Origin of the sequence: Veillonella sp. KGMB01456, assembly GCF_023051165.1 — a bacterium.
Lineage (GTDB): Bacteria > Bacillota > Negativicutes > Veillonellales > Veillonellaceae > Veillonella_A.
The window spans coordinates 12150-31431 of record NZ_JALKIG010000026.1; the positions used below are offsets into that span (position 1 = coordinate 12150).

At 41.7% G+C, this 19282-nt stretch carries 15 protein-coding genes and 1 tRNA gene; all 16 read left to right on the forward strand.

Annotation, left to right across the window (positions count from 1 at the left end; genetic code table 11):
* The first annotated feature begins 49 nt into the window (after window positions 1-49).
* The 16 genes from dnaA to MXE28_RS08060 all read left to right on the forward strand — a co-directional run bounded on the left by dnaA (window position 50) and on the right by MXE28_RS08060 (window position 19222).
* Window positions 50-1906, forward strand: coding sequence for a chromosomal replication initiator protein DnaA (gene dnaA, locus MXE28_RS07985; RefSeq protein ID WP_226974467.1), 1857 nt, complete (start codon window positions 50-52; stop codon window positions 1904-1906).
* 254 nt (window positions 1907-2160) lie between these two features.
* A complete protein-coding gene (dnaN, locus tag MXE28_RS07990) occupies window positions 2161-3270 on the forward strand; it encodes a DNA polymerase III subunit beta (RefSeq protein ID WP_021840466.1) in 1110 nt (369 codons plus the stop codon).
* Between the two features lie 76 nt (window positions 3271-3346).
* Entirely contained in the window at window positions 3347-3589 is a 243-nt protein-coding gene (locus tag MXE28_RS07995) for an RNA-binding S4 domain-containing protein (protein WP_021840467.1), read from the forward strand.
* On the forward strand, window positions 3586-4662 hold the full coding sequence (gene recF / locus MXE28_RS08000) for a DNA replication/repair protein RecF (protein WP_021840468.1): 1077 nt from the start codon (window positions 3586-3588) through the stop codon (window positions 4660-4662). Before MXE28_RS07995 ends, recF begins: the two co-directional genes overlap by 4 nt.
* A 2-nt stretch (window positions 4663-4664) precedes the next feature.
* The gene (locus MXE28_RS08005) at window positions 4665-5804 is read left to right on the forward strand and encodes a DUF721 domain-containing protein (RefSeq protein WP_021840469.1); all 1140 of its coding nucleotides are present in this window, start codon (window positions 4665-4667) and stop codon (window positions 5802-5804) included.
* A gap of 27 nt (window positions 5805-5831) precedes the next feature.
* Window positions 5832-6101 (forward strand): hypothetical protein, encoded by a 270-nt coding sequence (locus MXE28_RS08010; RefSeq protein WP_127059033.1) that lies wholly within the window; start codon window positions 5832-5834, stop codon window positions 6099-6101.
* A gap of 85 nt (window positions 6102-6186) precedes the next feature.
* Window positions 6187-8088 (forward strand): DNA topoisomerase (ATP-hydrolyzing) subunit B, encoded by a 1902-nt coding sequence (gyrB, locus tag MXE28_RS08015; RefSeq protein ID WP_226974469.1) that lies wholly within the window; start codon window positions 6187-6189, stop codon window positions 8086-8088.
* A 16-nt stretch (window positions 8089-8104) separates the two neighbouring features.
* Window positions 8105-9556, forward strand: coding sequence for an amino acid permease (locus MXE28_RS08020; protein WP_247240026.1), 1452 nt, complete (start codon window positions 8105-8107; stop codon window positions 9554-9556).
* Window positions 9557-9917: 361 nt separating this feature from the next.
* Complete coding sequence (locus MXE28_RS08025; protein WP_226974471.1) at window positions 9918-11183, forward strand: 1-deoxy-D-xylulose-5-phosphate synthase; 1266 nt, start codon at window positions 9918-9920, stop codon at window positions 11181-11183.
* Window positions 11184-11186: 3 nt separating this feature from the next.
* Window positions 11187-11669, forward strand: coding sequence for a transketolase C-terminal domain-containing protein (locus tag MXE28_RS08030; RefSeq protein WP_226974472.1), 483 nt, complete (start codon window positions 11187-11189; stop codon window positions 11667-11669).
* A gap of 350 nt (window positions 11670-12019) precedes the next feature.
* Complete coding sequence (locus tag MXE28_RS08035; protein WP_021840474.1) at window positions 12020-13378, forward strand: hemolysin family protein; 1359 nt, start codon at window positions 12020-12022, stop codon at window positions 13376-13378.
* A 123-nt stretch (window positions 13379-13501) separates the two neighbouring features.
* Window positions 13502-14053, forward strand: coding sequence for a MarR family winged helix-turn-helix transcriptional regulator (locus MXE28_RS08040; protein WP_021840475.1), 552 nt, complete (start codon window positions 13502-13504; stop codon window positions 14051-14053).
* Between the two features lie 162 nt (window positions 14054-14215).
* Window positions 14216-15307, forward strand: coding sequence for an efflux RND transporter periplasmic adaptor subunit (locus MXE28_RS08045; RefSeq protein ID WP_226974473.1), 1092 nt, complete (start codon window positions 14216-14218; stop codon window positions 15305-15307).
* Entirely contained in the window at window positions 15304-18351 is a 3048-nt protein-coding gene (locus MXE28_RS08050) for an efflux RND transporter permease subunit (RefSeq protein WP_156705448.1), read from the forward strand. Before MXE28_RS08045 ends, MXE28_RS08050 begins: the two co-directional genes overlap by 4 nt.
* 147 nt (window positions 18352-18498) lie before the next feature.
* Window positions 18499-18816 (forward strand): hypothetical protein, encoded by a 318-nt coding sequence (locus MXE28_RS08055; protein WP_021840478.1) that lies wholly within the window; start codon window positions 18499-18501, stop codon window positions 18814-18816.
* Window positions 18817-19145: 329 nt separating this feature from the next.
* A tRNA-Arg gene (locus MXE28_RS08060) sits at window positions 19146-19222 on the forward strand.
* The last annotated feature ends 60 nt before the right edge of the window (window positions 19223-19282 follow it).

The window sequence follows — 19282 nt, forward strand, 5'->3', positions numbered from 1 at the left end:
TTAGGTATTTTTAGTTATTCACAGTATGACACCCTGGGAAGGAAATGGTATGTCAAACATCAATCTTAACGATTTTTGGAATAAAGTACGCGAAGATATTGAAGCCACATTACCAAAAGAAATTTTAGAAAGCACGATTATACGATTGCTCCCGTTACAATTGGACGAAATCAGTAAGACCCTTACATTAACCACGATGCAAACGTATATTAAGGATTTTATCGAAAACGAACCGATGATAAAAAATGCTTTTCAAAATTCCGTAAATAATGTTTGGCAGCGTTTAACCAAAAACAATTCTCCACTTACAATTATTATTACAACACCGGGCGACAAAGAGCCGGCGACCCTTCACGAAGAGGTGAAAACAACCGTTGCCCAACCGAGTGTAATGACGCCACCGGAACCAACGGCTTTTACCAATCAACCGGCAAACTATGACGATAGTCAAATCGCTTCTATGCCGCAATCACAACTGGGCAATGAATCGGGCTATGACATGAATGAGTATGAAAACGCACCGTATGAAACAGCCGCTCATGCCAATGAAACGGCAACCCATGTGCCGAATTATAGCGCCTACGATCAATTAGCCAGTCAATACGGTTTACCACCGGCCGCACCGGCGCCGTCACAAACACCGCTGCATACACCGAATTATGATGAGCCGGTTGTAGTTGATTCTGTACGTAAAAACGACGCCACTAAATCCGGCCCGTATATTCCAAGTACTTCACCGATGGAATCGGATAGTTTATTCCCACCGTCGGAAATACCGCAAGAAGCGGCATCTATGCAGTCTAATAGCAGTCAAACAACCTTATATAAAAATAATGAATCTATTTTAAAATTAAATCCGGATTACACCTTTGCCACCTTTATTGCCGGCGGCTCCAGCCAAATGGCCTATGTGGCAGCACAAAATATTGCGGAAAATCCGGCCAATCGCTATAATCCGTTCTTTATTTACGGTAAATCAGGTCTCGGTAAAACTCACTTAATGCATGCTATCGGCAATGAAATTCATCGTCGTTATCCCCATTTACAAATCATGTGTATCACCAGTGAAAACTTCTTGAACCTCTTCGTTCAATCTATTCGTTACGGCCAAACCAATATGGATATATTCCGCAGCACATTCCGTAAAGTCGATGTTCTCTTGATTGATGACATTCAATTTATTCAAGAAAAACGCTACGCCGGTACGCAAATGGAATTTTTCCATACTTTTAATGCCTTAACGGACAGTAAAAAACAGATTGTCCTCACCAGTGATGTTTTACCACAAGATATGGAACAAATGGAAGATCGCTTGCGTACACGATTCAGTTCCGGCCTGGTGGTAACCATCGATCCGCCAAACTCCGAAACTTTGGAAGCCATCACGCGCTCCTATGTGGACAAACAGCGTGAATTACTGCCAAATCTTAACATTCCGAACGAAGTGATTCGTTTCTTTGGCAACACCTATTACAACCGTAGCGTTCGTGATTTACAAGGTGCCCTTACCAAATTAATCACCGCCGCTGAATTGGATAATAAACTCGATCAAATTACCGTGGAATATACGCGCTATATCCTGCGTGATCTCATTCCGGAAAGCAAAAAATCCGTATTATCCGTTGCCTATATTCAAGATTTTATTTCTGATTATTTCAAAATCAAAAAAGAATTCTTAGTCGGTCAGAAACGGAATAAGCAATACGCTCATCCGCGCCAAATCGCTATGTATCTGTGCCGTGAACTCATCAATGAAAGTTTTCCACAAATTTCGCAAGCTTTTGGCAAAAAGGATCACACCACAGCTCTTCATGCGTATAATAAAATCAGTGAAGACCTAGCTAAAAGTACTGATTTAAAGCGAACTATCGATGATATTATCAGTAAAATCAACGAAGATACCTAAGGATTAACGGTTGTGGATAACTCTGTGAATAAGTTGTGTATAGTTAGTGATTAACTTCCAAGTTATTGACAAGCACGACTCTAAAAGTTCATAAGTGGATAACTTTTTCCTTCTATTCACAAACTTATACCCATGTGGAAAACCTATTAAAAATGCCACTTCAAACAGCTTATCCACTTATACACCGCCCCTACTACTAAGACTACTAATAATTAAAAACTTAATCACATCCATAATAGTAAAGGAGACAGTCCATGAAAATCCAATTTGCAAAAGATACGTTACAAAAAGCGATTAATGCCTTAGCCAAGGTTAGTCAGAACAAAACAAGTTCTAATTTACCCGGTGCTATATATATAACAACTAAAAACGGTAAAGTAGAAATGCAGGCCAATGATTATGAAATCGGTATCCGCATTACTATTGATGCTAATATTATCGAAGAAGGTACTATCGTTCTCAGCACGCGTTATTTCCAAGAATGGGTTCGTAAAACACCAACCGATACCATTACTTTAGAATCTAATGCAGAAACTAAACAATTATTATTAAGTTCTGAAAGTTCTCAATTCAATCTTATTACCATGGATCCGGATGATTTCAACTTAGTTGAACAGATTCACGATGAAAATCACATTGATGTAGACGGCGAACAATTTAAACAAATGATTGATTTAACTAATTACGCAGCTGCCAATGATGATGATCGTCCGATTTTTACCGGTGCTTTATTGGAAGGTGAAAGCACCAATTTAACTATGGTAGCTACAGATACTCACCGTATGGCCGTTAAGAAAATCAACTTAGATGCACCTATGCCGGCGGCTATGCGTATTTTGATTCCAACCAAAACATTGGCTGAAGTATCCCGTTTATTACCAACGGATCAGCCAACCGTAGTTCGCATCATTTGGAATCGTACGAATGTAGTATTCTTATTTGATACTATTTACTTATTCTCTCGTTTGATTGAAGGTCAGTATCCTGATTATGAAAAAGTAATCCCATCGCAATTCGATTCCAGTGCGATTTTAAACAGTCGCGATTTTGCCGGTGCCGTAGATCGTGTTTCCTTATTGGCTAAGGATGCGAGCTACAATGTTATTCGCTATGATTGGGATGAAAAAGAAGTTACTTTATCTACGCAAAATGCTGAAATCGGCATGGCTAAAGAAGAAGTACTTTGCGAATTTAAAGGTACGCCGTTTACTATTTCCTTTAACGGTCGTTATATTGGCGATATTTTGCGTCACAGCAGCGGCGACAGAATTCATTTATACTTAAAACAGAACGGTCCCGTTGTTATTCGCCAGGATGATAATCCAAATTATACCTATGTAGTAACGCCGGTTCGCACGAACTAAGAATAGACTGAGCTATAAGCTTATATTAATAATATATAGTTGCAGAGTTAACATCACGTTTTGTGAGGAGGCAATTATGAGTAAAACAGAACCGATTCAAGTAGAAATTTACACGCCTTACATTAAATTGGATCAATTATTAAAATTGGAACAAATTATTGGCACGGGCGGTCAAATTAAATTTTTGCTTGATGATGAGAAAATCAAAGTAAATGGCGAAGTTTGCCATGAAAAACGTAAGAAAATATACCCTGATGACTTAGTTGAAATTCAAGGTATCGGTACCTTGGTCGTTGTTAAAGAGGAGGCCGGCGAGTGAACATTCACTCCTTGGAACTCGTTAATTTCAGAAATTACGAGCATGCCAATTGGACCTTTCCGCCCCATATCATCGTTCTTCACGGACTCAATGGTGTAGGCAAGAGTAATCTCTTAGAAGCCTTGTATGTCAGCACCATCGGCCGCAGTTTTCGTACCAATGATACACAGGATTTACTGCAATTTGGTGCTACCGAAGCGGGGATTATTGTGGAATTTACGAAGCGTGATACGAAACACAAAATCAATTTGAAGCTCAGTGGCAAGGAAAAGAAAGATATTCGTCTCAACGGTAACCGAATTTTACAAAAAGAATTAGTAGGCACCTTGAATACCGTTCTTTTCAGTCCTGAAGATTTACAGCTCATAAAAGGCAGTCCCTCTTTAAGGCGTCGCTTTTTAGATATTGAAATATCGCAGACAAGTGCGTTATATTATCAGCAACTGCGCTTGTATAATAAGATTTTGCAGCAACGTAATAAAGTATTAAAAGATTCTTACGGCAAGCGAGATATTTCTTTAGCCGAATGGGATACACAGTTGGCGGAGACCGGGTCATTTATTATAAAAAAACGACTCGACAGTTTGCGTAAAATTAATCTTTTGCTGGATTTGATGAATCGTAAACTCACAGGGGGCAAAGAAAATTTAAAGCTTACCTATGAGCAACATCAAATTTCAAATGGATTTTTAACCGAACCGCAAGCGTTTTATGAGCAATTGCAGGCTAATTTACCGGTGGATCGGCATCGCATGAGTACCTCTTTTGGTCCTCATCGTGATGATTTAGGCTTCTTTTCCGGTCCTATGGATTTGAAACGATTTGGCTCGCAAGGTCAGCAACGAACGGCTATTTTATCGCTTAAATTAAGTGAATTGGAATATATCAAATCGGAAGTGGGCGAGTATCCTATATTGCTATTGGATGACGTGCTCAGTGAATTGGATAAGGAGCGGCGGCAAAATCTGTTGAATTTTATCCATAAAAAAATCCAAACGTTTATAACCACGACCGATTTGGAAGATGTGAAACAATTGAGTGATGTGGAACTCATTAATTGTGAAAGGCGGTGATCATGATGAGCGAAACGTTTGAGTCGAAAAACGGCATACAACCGGCAGTCTCCGAGGCAAAGACTGAGGCCGCTGCGGGGGACGATGTAACAGTCCGCTATATTGAAGGTCTGTTGGCCTCCAATCGGCCGGCCGGACCCATCGGCTATAAGCCGGATGCCCATGTGCGGCAATATGATACGCATTTGAACAGTAAATATAAATCGTTCAACGTATTCAAACAATTCGCCGTCATGCGCCTGTATCATCATTGGCCTAAAGTTGTGGGGGCGGTGCTGGGCAAACAGACTAAAGTGCTTGAAATTAAGCCGCCTATTATTAAAGTGGCGGCCATGACATCCCCCTGTTTGCAGCAACTTCAGATGATGAAACGTCAATTATTGAAAAAGATTAATGACTTTTACGGCTCGGAGCTTATTACAGAGTTAGAATGCACCATGTATCGGCAAAGCTATTTGAAAGCAATTCAGCCCGTCGATGCAGTGTCGGTTACATCGTCCCATGGTCAAGGATTAACCAAGGGTGATACATCGGCCTATATGGGCACAGCAAAACACACGGATTCCTATGAGCGGGTGCTCATTAATTTTAAAGCGATTCCTATTCCCATTGATGTGATGGCTCAAATAGACTCATCGGTGGCGAATATAAAAAGCGAAGAATTGCGCCGGCAGTTGAAAGATGTGCAGATAAAGCAATATAAGAAGACAGTCTATCTAAAGGACCATGGTTATCATAATTGTGAATGCTGTGAAAAACTTATTGGTCCTGGTGAGACTCTTTGCTCATCCTGTACTATAAAAACGCAGGAACATGAGGCTTTTTTATATCGTCAGCATATTAATGGTATTAAAGATCGATTGATGCAAGAACCCTTTGCCGTATATGATGAAATGCGTCAACATGTACCACAGTGCACTATGTCCGATTATCAGTTGGCTCATCGTGAATGCGTGTATTTTTTCAGAAATCGAGTCGTCAAAGAAGAATCCAACGAGAATTATGATATATATATGCTGTTAATGCTGATTACGCACAAAAAAGCAGAACAGCTAAAACCGGAGTTTGTACGCAATTCGGTTTTAAAAATGCGGGCTCAATACAAGGAGGCTGTAAAGTCTCATAAACCGCAAAGCAATTGAAATATAGAGAAAGTGATGGTAAGATGTATGTTCGTTCATTTATCGGATACGTATAGCGTGTCTATTGAAGATATCGTGGCGGTGGTACAGGATATTCCGCTTTTAAAAGGGCGGCGCCGTCGCAATAAGCAATGGCAGAACAAGGATGTAATCCAAGTTTTTCCGGATGAACCGATTGAATGCTACTTGGTTACAGTGGATGCGGTTTATGGCTTAAGTATGTCTATTACCGGCGTAGGCCGCCGTTTACAGCGTGCCGCTACCGGTATTCCGGTAAGCTTATACACAAAACGATAAAAATAGAGTATAATTAAGGATAATTGTTTTATAAAGCTAAATCCCCATAGATATGGTTTATTACTGAAATTAGGGAGGATATGGAATGGCAGAACAGAATTATAGTGCCGATAATATACAGGTCTTAGAAGGCCTGGAAGCGGTACGACGCCGCCCGGGGATGTACATAGGGAGTACATCATCTAAAGGGTTGCACCATTTAGTATATGAAGTTGTTGATAACAGTGTGGACGAAGCCTTAGCCGGCTATTGTACTCATATTGAAGTCAGCATTAATGAAGATAACAGCGTTACCGTTACCGATGACGGCCGCGGTATTCCGACAGGTATGCATGAAACAGGCGTTCCGGCGGTTGAATTGGTTTTAACCAAATTGCATGCCGGCGGTAAATTCGGCGGCGGCGGTTACAAAGTATCTGGCGGTCTTCATGGCGTAGGTATTTCCGTAGTTAATGCTTTGAGTGAATGGACGGTTGTTAAAGTTCGTCAGGAAGGCAAAGAACAGGAAATTACTTTTGCGCGCGGTCATTTGCAAAGTCCGTTAAAAGTCATCGGTGAAGCTAAAGATACCGGCACAACCGTTACTTTTAAACCGGATGCAGAGATTTTTGAAACTACCGTATTTGATTTCGGCGTATTGCGTACTCGTTTACAGGAATTGGCTTTCTTGAATAAAGGTCTGCGCATTACCCTTACGGATAAACGTCCGGAAGAAAATTTAGTAGAAAGCTTCATGTACGAAGGCGGTATTACATCCTTTGTTGAATTTTTAAATGAAGGCAAAAACTTGGTTAATCCTACTGTTATTGATGTGGAAAACACGCGTGACGATGTAGTGGTTGACGTAGCGTTCCAATACAATGACAGCTACAGCGAAACTTTATTTTCTTTCGTTAATAACATTAATACCATTGACGGCGGTACCCATTTGAGCGGTTTCCGCAGTGCCTTGACTCGTACTTTAAATGATTACGGTCGTAAATCCGGTCTCATTAAGGACAATGAAAGCAATTTGTCCGGTGAAGACGTGCGTGAAGGTTTGGCTGCCGTTATCAGTGTAAAAGTGTTAGACCCTCAGTTTGAAGGTCAGACAAAGGCAAAACTGGGCAACAGTGAAGTCAAAGGCATTACCGATACGGTTGTGTCGGAAGGTCTTAAAACATTCCTTGAAGAACATCCGGCGGAAGCTAAACGTATTATTGAAAAAGCAACCAGCGCCACCCGTGCTCGCGAAGCAGCTCGTAAAGCTCGTGAATTGACCCGTCGTAAAAATGCTTTGGAAGTAAGTTCTTTACCGGGTAAATTGGCAGACTGCTCTGAAAAAGATCCGCTTATGACCGAAATTTATCTCGTCGAAGGTGATTCTGCGGGCGGTAGTGCCAAACAGGGCCGTGACCGTCGTTACCAGGCAATTTTGCCGTTGCGCGGTAAGATTTTGAACGTAGAAAAAGCTCGTTTAGATAAAATTCTAGCTAATAATGAAATTCGCTCCATGATTACGGCCTTCGGGACCGGTATTGGGGAGGATTTTGATCTCGATAAGAGTCGTTATCACAAAATTATTATCATGACCGATGCGGACGTTGACGGCGCCCATATTCGTACGCTTTTATTGACCTTCTTCTATCGTTATATGAAACCGCTCATCGAAGAAGGACGTGTATATATTGCGCAGCCGCCATTGTATCAAATCAAAAAAGGCAAAGGTCATTGGTATGTATACAGTGATGCTGAAATGGCCGCTAAGCTAGATGAAATCGGTCGTGACAATATTACGATTCAGCGTTACAAAGGTTTAGGTGAAATGAATCCGGAACAGCTTTGGGAAACAACCATGAATCCGGAAAATCGTACTATTTTGCAGGTAAGTTTGGAAGATTCCATTGAGGCCGGTAAGATTTTTAGTGTACTCATGGGGGATAAAGTAGAACCGCGTCGCAAATTTATTGAAGATAATGCTAAATTAGTTCGTAATTTAGACTTGTAGGGTGGGAGGATAGTGTATGAGTGATGCAGCGAATACTAAATTAAAAAGAAGTCTGAAATCGCGCCACATGAATATGATTGCCTTGGGCGGCTCCATTGGTACGGGCCTCTTCGTAGCAGGCGGTGAAGTAGTTAGCACCGCCGGCCCGGGCGGCGCTTTGGTAGCCTATGGTTTTATCGGTATTATGGTTTATTTCTTGATGACCAGTTTAGGTGAAATGGCTACCTATTTACCGGTACCGGGTTCGTTCGGTACGTATGTATCCCGTTATGTAGATCCGGCTTTCGGCTTTGCTTTAGGGTGGAATTACTGGTTTAACTGGGCGATTACCTTGGCGGCGGAACTTGTTGCCGGTGCTTTAATCATGAAATACTGGTTCCCGGACATTCCGGCCATCGTATGGTCGGCCTTGTTCTTGGCGGCTTTATTCTTGATGAACTATTTATCGACCCGTTCCTTCGGGGAAAGTGAATATTTCTTCTCCAGTATGAAGGTTATTACTGTTTTCGTATTCTTATTTGTAGGTACCATGCTTATCTTGGGCATTGGCGGTACATCGCCGGGCTTTGAAAACTGGACACGCGGTGAAGCACCGTTTGTAGGCGGTTTTGCATCTATTATGGCCATCTTCATGGTAGCGGGCTTTTCCTTCCAAGGTACGGAATTAATCGGGGTAGCTGCCGGTGAATCGGAAGATCCGGAAAAAAATATTCCTAAAGCAATTCACTCCATTTTTTGGCGTATTTTATTATTCTATATCGGTGCTTTCGTAGTCATCGGTTTCTTGATTCCTTACGATGATCCGAATTTATTGAATTCCAGTGTTGAAAATGTCGCTATCAGCCCATTTACCTTGGTACTCGATCGTTTCGGTTTTGCCTTTGCGGCCAGCTTCATCAATGCTATTATTTTAACGGCCGTATTGTCTGCCGGTAACTCCGGTCTTTATGCATCTACCCGCATGCTATATGCCATGGCTAAAGAAGGGGATGCACCTAAGGTATTTACTAAATTGAATTCCCGTGGTGTACCGGTACCTGCTTTATTAGCAACGGCAGCTTTCGGTGTATTTGCATTCTTAACTTCCTTAATCGGTGAAGGTACTGCGTACAACTGGTTAATCAATATCAGTGGTATGAGTGGTTTTATTGCATGGCTCGGGATTGCCATTGCTCATTATCGCTTCCGTCGTGCATTCCATGCACAGGGTAAAAGCTTGGATGCCATTCCGTTTAAAGCCTTGTTCTATCCATTCGGTCCTATTTTTGCTATCGTTTTATGTCTTATCATCATTGCCGGTCAGAACTATACAGCGTTCACCGGTGAAACGATTGACTGGTACGGTGCCAGCGTAGCCTATATCGGTATTCCGGTATTCTTGTTGGTATATGCGGCGTATAAGAGCAAATATAAAACTCATGTTATTCCGTTAAAAGAAGTTAATTTGGATCGAGATTACGAAAAATAATCCGCAAAGTTCTTAATTTCTTGATATTTCTAAAAAATTTTAAAACCATCGATATGGTCATAAAAACTGATATTAGAGCGGTTTCTAAGGGATATATGCATCATTCGTTGAACGAAATTTTAAAATTAAATAGAAAAATTTAAATTTAATGCTTGACTTGAAGTCGACTTCAAGTTCTATAATGAGTTCTGTAATCACCGCTGATGACTACGAAATGTGAGTCACAGTGAAGATTACAGAACTTTTTTTGTTTAAAACAAATCGTTAGTAAGTCGTATTCATAATAGTTTTGCAAATCCTAAGTTGGATAACAATGTATGATATACGGATTATATATATGGTGTTTAGAAAGGAAGATAGTATGAATTTATTAAGTAAAGTAAACAGCCCTCAAGATATTAAAGGCATGAGTATTGAAGAATTAAAACAATTGGCTCAGGAAATTTGCGAAGTACTGATTCATCGCGTAAACGAAACGGGTGGTCATATGGCGCCGAACCTTGGTTTTGTAGAAGCAACCTTGGCGCTTCATTACGTGTTTGATTCGCCAAAAGATAAATTTGTATTCGACGTATCCCACCAGTCCTACATTCACAAAATGTTGACCGGTCGTAAGGAAGGTTTTACCGACCCTGCATCTTACAGCAAATATTCCGGTTATACCAATCCGAACGAAAGTGACCATGACTTCTTTACCGTAGGTCATACTTCCACGTCCGTAAGTTTGGCTTCCGGTATGGCTAAAGCACGTGACCTTAAAGGTGAAGACGGTAATGTCATTGCCATTATCGGTGACGGTTCCATGTCCGGCGGTGAAGCTTTGGAAGGTCTTAATGTAAGTGCTACATTGGGCAGCAACTTCATCGTGTTGTTCAATGATAACGATATGTCCATCGCTCCGAACGAAGGCGGTTTCTACGCTCACTTCAAAGCATTGCGCGACAGCAAAGGTAAAGCGGAAAACAACTTCTTCAAAACATTAGGTCTTGACTATGTATTCGTAGAAGACGGTCATGATTTGGAGTCCTTGATTGAAACGTTCAAAGCTGTTAAAGACATCGATCATCCAATCGTAATTCACATGGTAACTGTTAAAGGTAAAGGGTTACCGGAAGCAGAAGCGGATAAAGAATCGTACCACTACATTATGGGTAAACATTTTGATGTGGATGCGTACATGAAAGAAGAACATTTTGATGACATCATCGCAACTCACTTGCTTGAAAAAATGAAACAAGATCCTACCGTAGTCGGTTTGACAGCCGGTGTACCGGGCATTCCGGGCTTTAATCCACAGCGTCGTGCCGAAGCGGGCAAACAATTTATTGACGTAGGGATTGCGGAAGAACATATGGTGGCTATGGCTGCGGGTATTGCCAAAAACGGCGGTAAACCGGTTATCCTTGATGCGGCTACCTTCTTACAACGTACCTATGACCAATTGATGCAGGATATGGCTTTGAATAACAATGCCGTTACTATTTTATCCTTCCCGTTGGGCGGCGGTATTTCGCCAATGGATGCTACTCATTCCAGTGCTTTTGATTTGGCTATGATGAGCACCATTCCAAACCTTCGCGTATTATCCCCGGCTACTAAAGCAGAATTGTTGGCTATGCTCGATTGATCCTTGGAACAGACTGACTTCCCGGTAATGATTCGTGTACCGGGCGGTAAAGTACAGACATTTGAAAGCGGCAATGCCTTCAACGGTGATTTGAGCAACCAAGTAACTGTCAAAGGTAATACGGTAGCTCTCTTGGGCTTAGGTGCCTTCTATGACCTTGCTTTACGCACTAAAGACGCTTTAAAAGCTGAATTAGGCATTGAGGCAACCGTTGTAAATCCGCGTTTATCCTCTGAAGTCGATGCTGACACTTTGGAAAGCTTAAAAGCAGACCACAACCTCGTAGTTACTTTGGAAGATGGCGTATTGGACGGTGGTTTTGGTGAAAAAGTGTCCCGCTTCTACGGTTTATCCGATATGAAAGTATTGAACATCGGTATGAAAAAAGAAGTTAATGACCGTGTTCCTATGGATGAATTGGTGGCTCGTTACCACTTATCCCCTGAATTAATCGTTAACGATGTGAAAGCGATTTTAAATAAATAATTTAGGTCAATATAAACTGATTTAAGTATAAATGATTCAGGCTGTAACTCAGCCTTTGGGTTCCCGTTTTATAAAGTTAAAACGTTTATCTGATAGAGGCTTGGCATTTTAGGCATAAATGCCAAGCAATAGAAGCTTAACCCTTCGATATATTCTATGAAAACGCCCTGTCGCCATACGCAGCGACAGGGCGTTTTTGCATTATGCCGGTCTATGTTTTACAAATAGAGGCAATAAGACTCAATATAGCGAAAATATTCAATTTTTGATATACTATACGGTAAGTACAGGCTAAAGTAGCCTGACAGAATATAAGTATCCACTGTAAGTAAGAGGAGAGTGATTCATTAGTGGATGGTGACGTGGGTCTGGAGATACTCATAATTTTCTTGCTCATTATAGCAAATGGTATTTTCTCCATGACAGAATTAGCCATAGTCAATGCCCGTAAGGGTTTATTGGAAGATAGTGCCGAAAAAGGCAGTACGGGGGCACAGCGGGCGATTCAATTATCGGAAGACCCGAATCAGATGTTTTCTACCATACAAATCGGTATTACTTTAATCGGTATCGTAACCGGTTTGTATTCCGGCGCCGCATTATCGACGCCTATGGCAGAAGCTATTAAAGAACATATACCGGTTTTGGCACCCTATGCCGATTCGGTAAGCCCTATTGTTATCGTATCGTTGACGACCTATTTATCCCTCGTTGTGGGTGAATTGGTACCGAAACGTATCGCGTTGAACGCACCGGAACGAATTGCCATTATTATGGCCGTACCGATGCATTCGTTCTCGGTTATAGCAAAGCCGCTGGTAGCCTTGCTTAGTTCATCCACCAGCTTTTTATTAAAACTCTTGGGTGTTAAAGAGAAAGAAGAAGCGCCGGTTACAGAACTTGAAATCAACAAAATGTTAACCCAAGGTGTTGAGTTGGGGGCTTTTGAAAAAGAAGAACCGATTCTTGTAGATAATGTATTCCGCTTGGCCGATTTAAATGCCGGTGATGTTATGACACCGCGTACACAGCTTAAGTGGCTTGATTTGAATAGTCCGGAGGAAGAAATCAAAGAACGTCTTTGCAACTCCACACATTATCGTTTGCCCGTAGGGCGCGATTCCTTGGATGAATTGGAAGGTCTCGTTATTGTGGCTGATGTGTTCGCCGAGCATATGAAAGCAGGCGGGGAAAAGACGTTAAAACAATTGGTGGCAGAATGCACCAAGCAGCCGGTTATGGTACCGGAATCCATCAGTCTTATGAAGCTTCTTGAAGTTTTCCGTTCGGAAGGTATTCATGAAACCGTAGTACTCGACGAATACGGCGGTTTCAGCGGGCTTGTAACACTTCATGACATCATGGAGAAATTGGTTGGTTTGATGCCGGCCAGCGAAGATGAGCTGAAAGAAGAAGAAAATCGTATTATTCAGCGCACGGAAACAACTTGGCTTGTTGACGGCCTACTCAGCATTGATGAATTTAAAGAATATTTCGGTATTAACAAAGAATTACCGGGTGAAGAAAAAGATTTATATAAAACGGTGGGCGGCTTTTTGACATATTTATTCGGTCGCATTCCTAAAGAGCTGGACCGCTACGTGTGGGAAACATATACCTTTGAAATTGTCGATATGGATAATGTCCGCATCGATAAAATCATGGTGGTTCATGAGCCGATTGAGGAAACAGTAGCTGCCGACGAATAAGAACTATCCTCATAGTGTAGGCGAAGACCAAAGCTATGAGGATTTTTTTAGTTAAAAGACGATTATTATGAGATGTGTTAAACATCTGTATAAAACTACAAAAATACGGAGTTGTAAATACCAATGGAAAATACGTACAAAGAATTAGTGACTACGGCTTCATTGTTTGCTGTATATGTGCAGGAAGTTCGTAAACGTCTTCTAAAAGAGGCTATTGAAACGTATATTGATACAGTGCCTTGTGAATCGGCAAACAAGCTGATGAATAAAAAGTTTAATCATTCGGAGATGCAAATCTTAAGTTATTTGGAAGCTAAACCGGATAAAACGGGGACCTATCAGGAAATTTTGAAGGCTATGCCCTTTTCACAGGGGCTGTTATCACGGTATGTAAAACGTTTGGCGGCCAACAATTTGCTCATTCGTTTTCACAACAAAGAAGATTTAAAAGCTGTATTATTGCGTAATACGGAACTGGGAACGGCTGTGGCATTGGTGCATAATGATTTGCATAAGCGTGAAGAAGCTTATTTTAAATCGGTTCTCAGTAATGTGCCGGCTGAAAAAATTAAGGACACCTTGGAAACACTTAAACTTTTAATGAATGGACCGATTGCTATATCTGATGAAGAATTGAATACGCTAACCGGTATGAAGCCAAAATCGGCCTATTGACAGTCATAGTATATGGAAATAAAACCTTATTGGCATTACTGTAACACCAATTAAAGGCGGATAGTATAAGGTACATAGTATATTGAAAATAATTGACAGTATTGGGAATAACTCTTACAATTAACATATATATTACCGGTAATAAATAAGGAGGAGATTCATATGAGCGGGCTGAGAAGTTGGCGCCGATACACGATAATTACAGCATTATTGACAGGTTTGTTACTCTTGGTGAGTGGGTGTGGCTCATCGGACGAAACGAGCGATAAAGCACCGTTGGTTAAAACGCAGGTCGTTGGGCAAGGGAGCGGAGCCGGTGAAAACAGTTTGGCCGGTACCATTAAAAACCGCAATGAAACGGTGTTGTCCTTCCAAATCGGCGGACGTGTCATTCAAAAGAATTTTAATATCGGTGATCGCGTCGGAGCCGGTCAAGTACTGGCCATATTAGACCAAGGCGATACGAGCAGTCAGTTGCAAAATGCCGAGGGTGCTTTGGCAGCGGCTCAGTCACAGTATGATTTGGCAGCTACCAATGTACAGCGTTATCGCCAACTCTATGCGGAAGAAGCAATCAGTCAATTGCAATTAGACCAGATGGAAAACTCCTATAAAGTAGCGGCCGCTCAATTGGCACAGGCGCAGGCTAATGTGCAGACCAGTGCCAATCAGCAAAACTACACGCAATTAACAGCACCGGCTGACGGTATTATTACGGCTGCCTCCATTGAAGTGGGGCAGGTCGTAGCGGCCGGTCAGACTGTAGGTACTATTGCGGTCGGCAATGAACCGGAAGCGGTTATTGCCTTGCCGGAACAAATGATGGCGTCCGTAGCCGTTGGTTCGCCGGCCAGCGTAACCTATTGGGCTTTACCAAATGTGACAACGGCCGGTGTAGTACGTGAAATTTCTCCGGTGCCGGATGCGACGGCGCGTACCTATACGGTTAAAATTTCTTTACCAAATCCGCCAGCTCAATTACAGCTTGGTATGACTGCTAATGTAGTATTCAATCAATTAAATAGCAATGGATTAATGATTCCGTTAACGGCTTTAGTAGGCACGCGTCAACCGACACCAAACAGTCAGGGACAAGTCTATGTAGTCACTGATAATACGGTGCATTTACGAAATGTTACTTTAGGCAGTTTAGGTAATAATCAAGTCATGGTAGTATCCGGTTTGAAGGCCGGTGACCGCATTGTAACGGCCGGTACGGATAAATTGGAAGAAGGGGCTAAGGTACGCATATGAAGCAGTTTAACTTAGCTGATTGGGCCCTCAGACACAAGTCTATCATTTACTTCTTTATGGCCATGCTCTTTGCCATCGGCAGTTTTTCCTTTATGAAAATCGGTCGTATGGAAGATCCGAATTTTACGATTCGCACCATGGTTGTAGCCGCCACTTGGCCGGGTGCGTCACCGCAGCAAATGTCGGAACAGGTTACGGATAAACTGGAAGAAAAAATTCGCGACTTACCTGGTCTTGATTATACAAAGAGTTTTACGGATGGCGGTAAAACGGTTATTTATATTAACCTCAAAGAATCAGTCAAAAGCGACGACGTACGGGCCGCTTGGACGGAAGTACGTCACATGATTGATGATGAATGGTCAAGCTTGCCATCCGGCGTGCAGGGACCTGTTATTAATGATCGTTTTGACGACGTGTACGGTACAATTTACGCTCTTACCGGCGATGACTATTCCTATGAAGAAAAAAGAGCTTATGCGGAAGATATTAAGCGCGTTTTACTCAGTGTACCGAATGTAAAACGTATAGATTTAAAAGGTGTGCAAGAACAGACTCTTTATGTGGAAATGAATAAGGATAAATTGTCGGCCTATCAGATAAGTGCCCAGACGATTTTGAATGCCTTAAAACAGCAAAGCTCTATGGCGCCGGCCGGTATGATTGATACAGATACGAATAATGTCTATTTGCGTGTGAACGGTCTTTTTGACAGTGTTGATTCCGTTCGCGAAATGCCGCTCCAAGTGAATGGACAGACCTTGCGTTTAGGGGATATTGCCACGGTTCGTATGGACTACGAATCACCGCAAAGTCCGCTGTTCTACTATAATGGTAAACCGGCCATAGGCATTGCCGTTTCCATGGATCCGGGAGCCAATAATATTGAATTCGGTAAGGCATTAGATGCTAAAATGGCGTCCTATAAGGATGCCTTGCCGGCCGGACTCGATGTCAGTCAGGTATCCAACCAACCGAAAGTGGTGGATGATTCCATCAGTGAATTTACCCGTTCTTTATTTGAAGCCATTGTCATCGTATTAATCGTCAGCTTTATATCCCTTGGTGTACGCAGTGGGATTGTGGTAGCTCTTACGATTCCGGTCGTTGTGGCCAGTACCTTTGTGGGGATGTATGCGGATGGCCTCGAACTGCATAAAGTAAGTCTCGGTGCCTTAATCATCTCCTTAGGCCTATTGGTGGATGATGCGATTATCGTCGTGGAAATGATGACCCTCAAAATGGAAGAAGGGCTCAATACGCATGATGCGGCTACCTTTGCCTATAAATCGACGGCCTTTCCGATGCTGAGCGGTACCTTGATTACCTGCTGCGGCTTCTTGCCAATCTTTTTATCGGAAGGATCGGTTGCCGAATTTACCCATGCTTTATTTATTGTTGTCGCCATGGCACTTTTGTTATCATGGTTTGCTTCGGTGCTGGTAAGTCCTGTATTGGGCAGTAAATTAATTCGTATCAAACCGGGTCATGAGGAAACAAGAGCTATGCGGATACAAAAAGCCTTTTTAGCTCGTTTTGAAAAATTCCTCCACTGGGCTCTCGGTCATCGCCGTACGGTCCTTATCACTACCTTAGTGTTATTCTTCATTTCTTTGGTCAGCGTGCCGCTTATTAAAGTAGAATTTTTCCCGGCCTCTACAAGACCGGAAATCATGGTAGCCATTCAGTTTCCTCAAAGTTCTTCCTTACAGTATACGAAGGAACAGGCGGAGCAATTGGATAATCTCCTCAGTGGCGATAAGCGCATTGAGCATTATTCCTCTTATATCGGTGAAGGAGCGCCCCGTTTTGTGCTCACCTTGGAACCGGAAGTACAGCGTAACAACTACATGCAGTATGTGATTGTAGCTAATTCTTTGGAAGACAGAAACAGTTTGTACAATGAATTAAATGAAAAATTGAAGGACGAATTCCCATCGGCTTTAATCAACATGGATTTCATTCAAACCGGTCCGCCTTCAAAATATCCGATTATGTTCCGTGTATCCGGTCCTGATATGGATAAAGTTAAAGAAATTGCCACCGATGTGAAGGCTGTTTTCAAAGAATATCCTGAAATTACAGATATTGCCGAAGATTGGCCGGATAATACACCGAATATTGAAGTGCATATCGACCCGTCTAAAGCGCGTTTGATGGGCGTTGATAGTTATACGGTAGCGACAGATTTACAAAGTAAAATATCCGGTATTACGGTGGGACAATATTATGTAGGCAATCAGACGATACCGATGAAATTTAAACTCAGCGGTAATGAAGATCATAATATGAGTGTTTTGCAAAATATTCCGATTCAGACCGGTTCCGGCGCCTATGTACCGTTGAGTCAGATTGCGACGATTTCTTTGGGCAATGAAGACGGTATCATATGGCACCGTAACATGGCGCCGACCATTACAGTCCATGGCAATGTACCGCCTAATGTAATGGCCGATTCGTTAGCTAATGAAATTAATGAAAAACTGGATACCATGAGAGCGGACTTACCGGCCGGCTATACCATTGAGGTTGACGGATCCGCCGAACAAAGTAACATTGCTCTTAATAACTTAAAAGGGCCGATGCCGATTATGATTTGTCTCATTATGGTAATTCTCATGTTCCAGCTCAAGAAAATCTCCCTCATGATTATGGCCATGTTAACGGCACCGCTGGGACTCATCGGGGTTGTTTTGACTATGCTTTTAACCAATACGCCGATGGGCTTCATGGTAGTCTTGGGGGTTATCTCCTTAAGCGGTATGATTATCCGAAACTCTATCATTTTAATTGACCAGATTGAGTTACATCGCAAAGAAGGACAAACGACCTATGAAGCCATTGTAAGCTCCACTATCTTGCGTTTCCGACCGATTATGCTCACTGCTTTGGCTGCTATTTTAGGCATGGTACCGCTCATGCGAAGTGCCTTTTGGTCACCGATGGCCATAGCTTTCAGCGGTGGTCTCTTTGTGGCTACGATTTTGACTTTAATTGTGCTGCCCGTTATGTATGCTGTTTATTTTAAAGCGGAAGAAAAATAAAGGGAATTATCAAAATTAGTGAAAATTTATTGGTAATATTGTAATTAATACGATAAAATTAAATCAAAGCATATTGCGTAGATGATGTAATGTATGATTAAATAAGTAAGTAGACATTGCCAATAACAGTGAAAAGGAGCTAATACGATGAGTAACGTAGCATATTATGCCATTCATTATGGGGTGGATGAAAAGGGATATATTGCCTTTAATAAAGACAATAAGGAAATGACAGTAGTATTGCCTGATGAAACTTGGCAAAAAAAGGTTTGGGATTATTTACATACACCGCAAACTATTGAAAAAGCGTTAAGCCTCGACGTGTATGAAACAGTTACGTTAGATCCTTCTGAATCTTTGGAAAATTTAAAATTAGCGTTAACCGTTATGTGGGAACGCACTGACGTTCAAGTTGATTGGAGCCGCCCGGTTGAAATCGACGGCGAATTTAAGTTCCCTGAATAAGTAATGGAAGACCTGTATTGTTAGTAAAAATTGGCAGAACATGTCATTTTTGAGCGAACAAATTAAAAGTTATACACCGGTTATAAACTAAAAATAGTACATACTGACGAACATATCCACAGATTATACACATAAATCTGTGGATATGTTGTGTATAGCTTGTGAGTAAGTCTAAAAATTTGGTGCATAAGTGAACGAAAAAGTGTATAACTCTGTGTATAAACTGGGGATAACTCGTGGATAAGTGCTTAAGAATATAGGTATATTGCGAGATGTGAACATTCCGTTTATAATATAGTTTGTAAAGTGTTTTAATTTAATACATACATGCGTCTATAGCTCAGTAGGATAGAGCAGCAGTTTCCTAAACTGCGTGTCGGTGGTTCGATTCCGCCTAGGCGCACCAAATAAAAAGGGGCTGTAACGAAATACACCCCTAAAAACAAGAATGCGGTTTGAAGATACG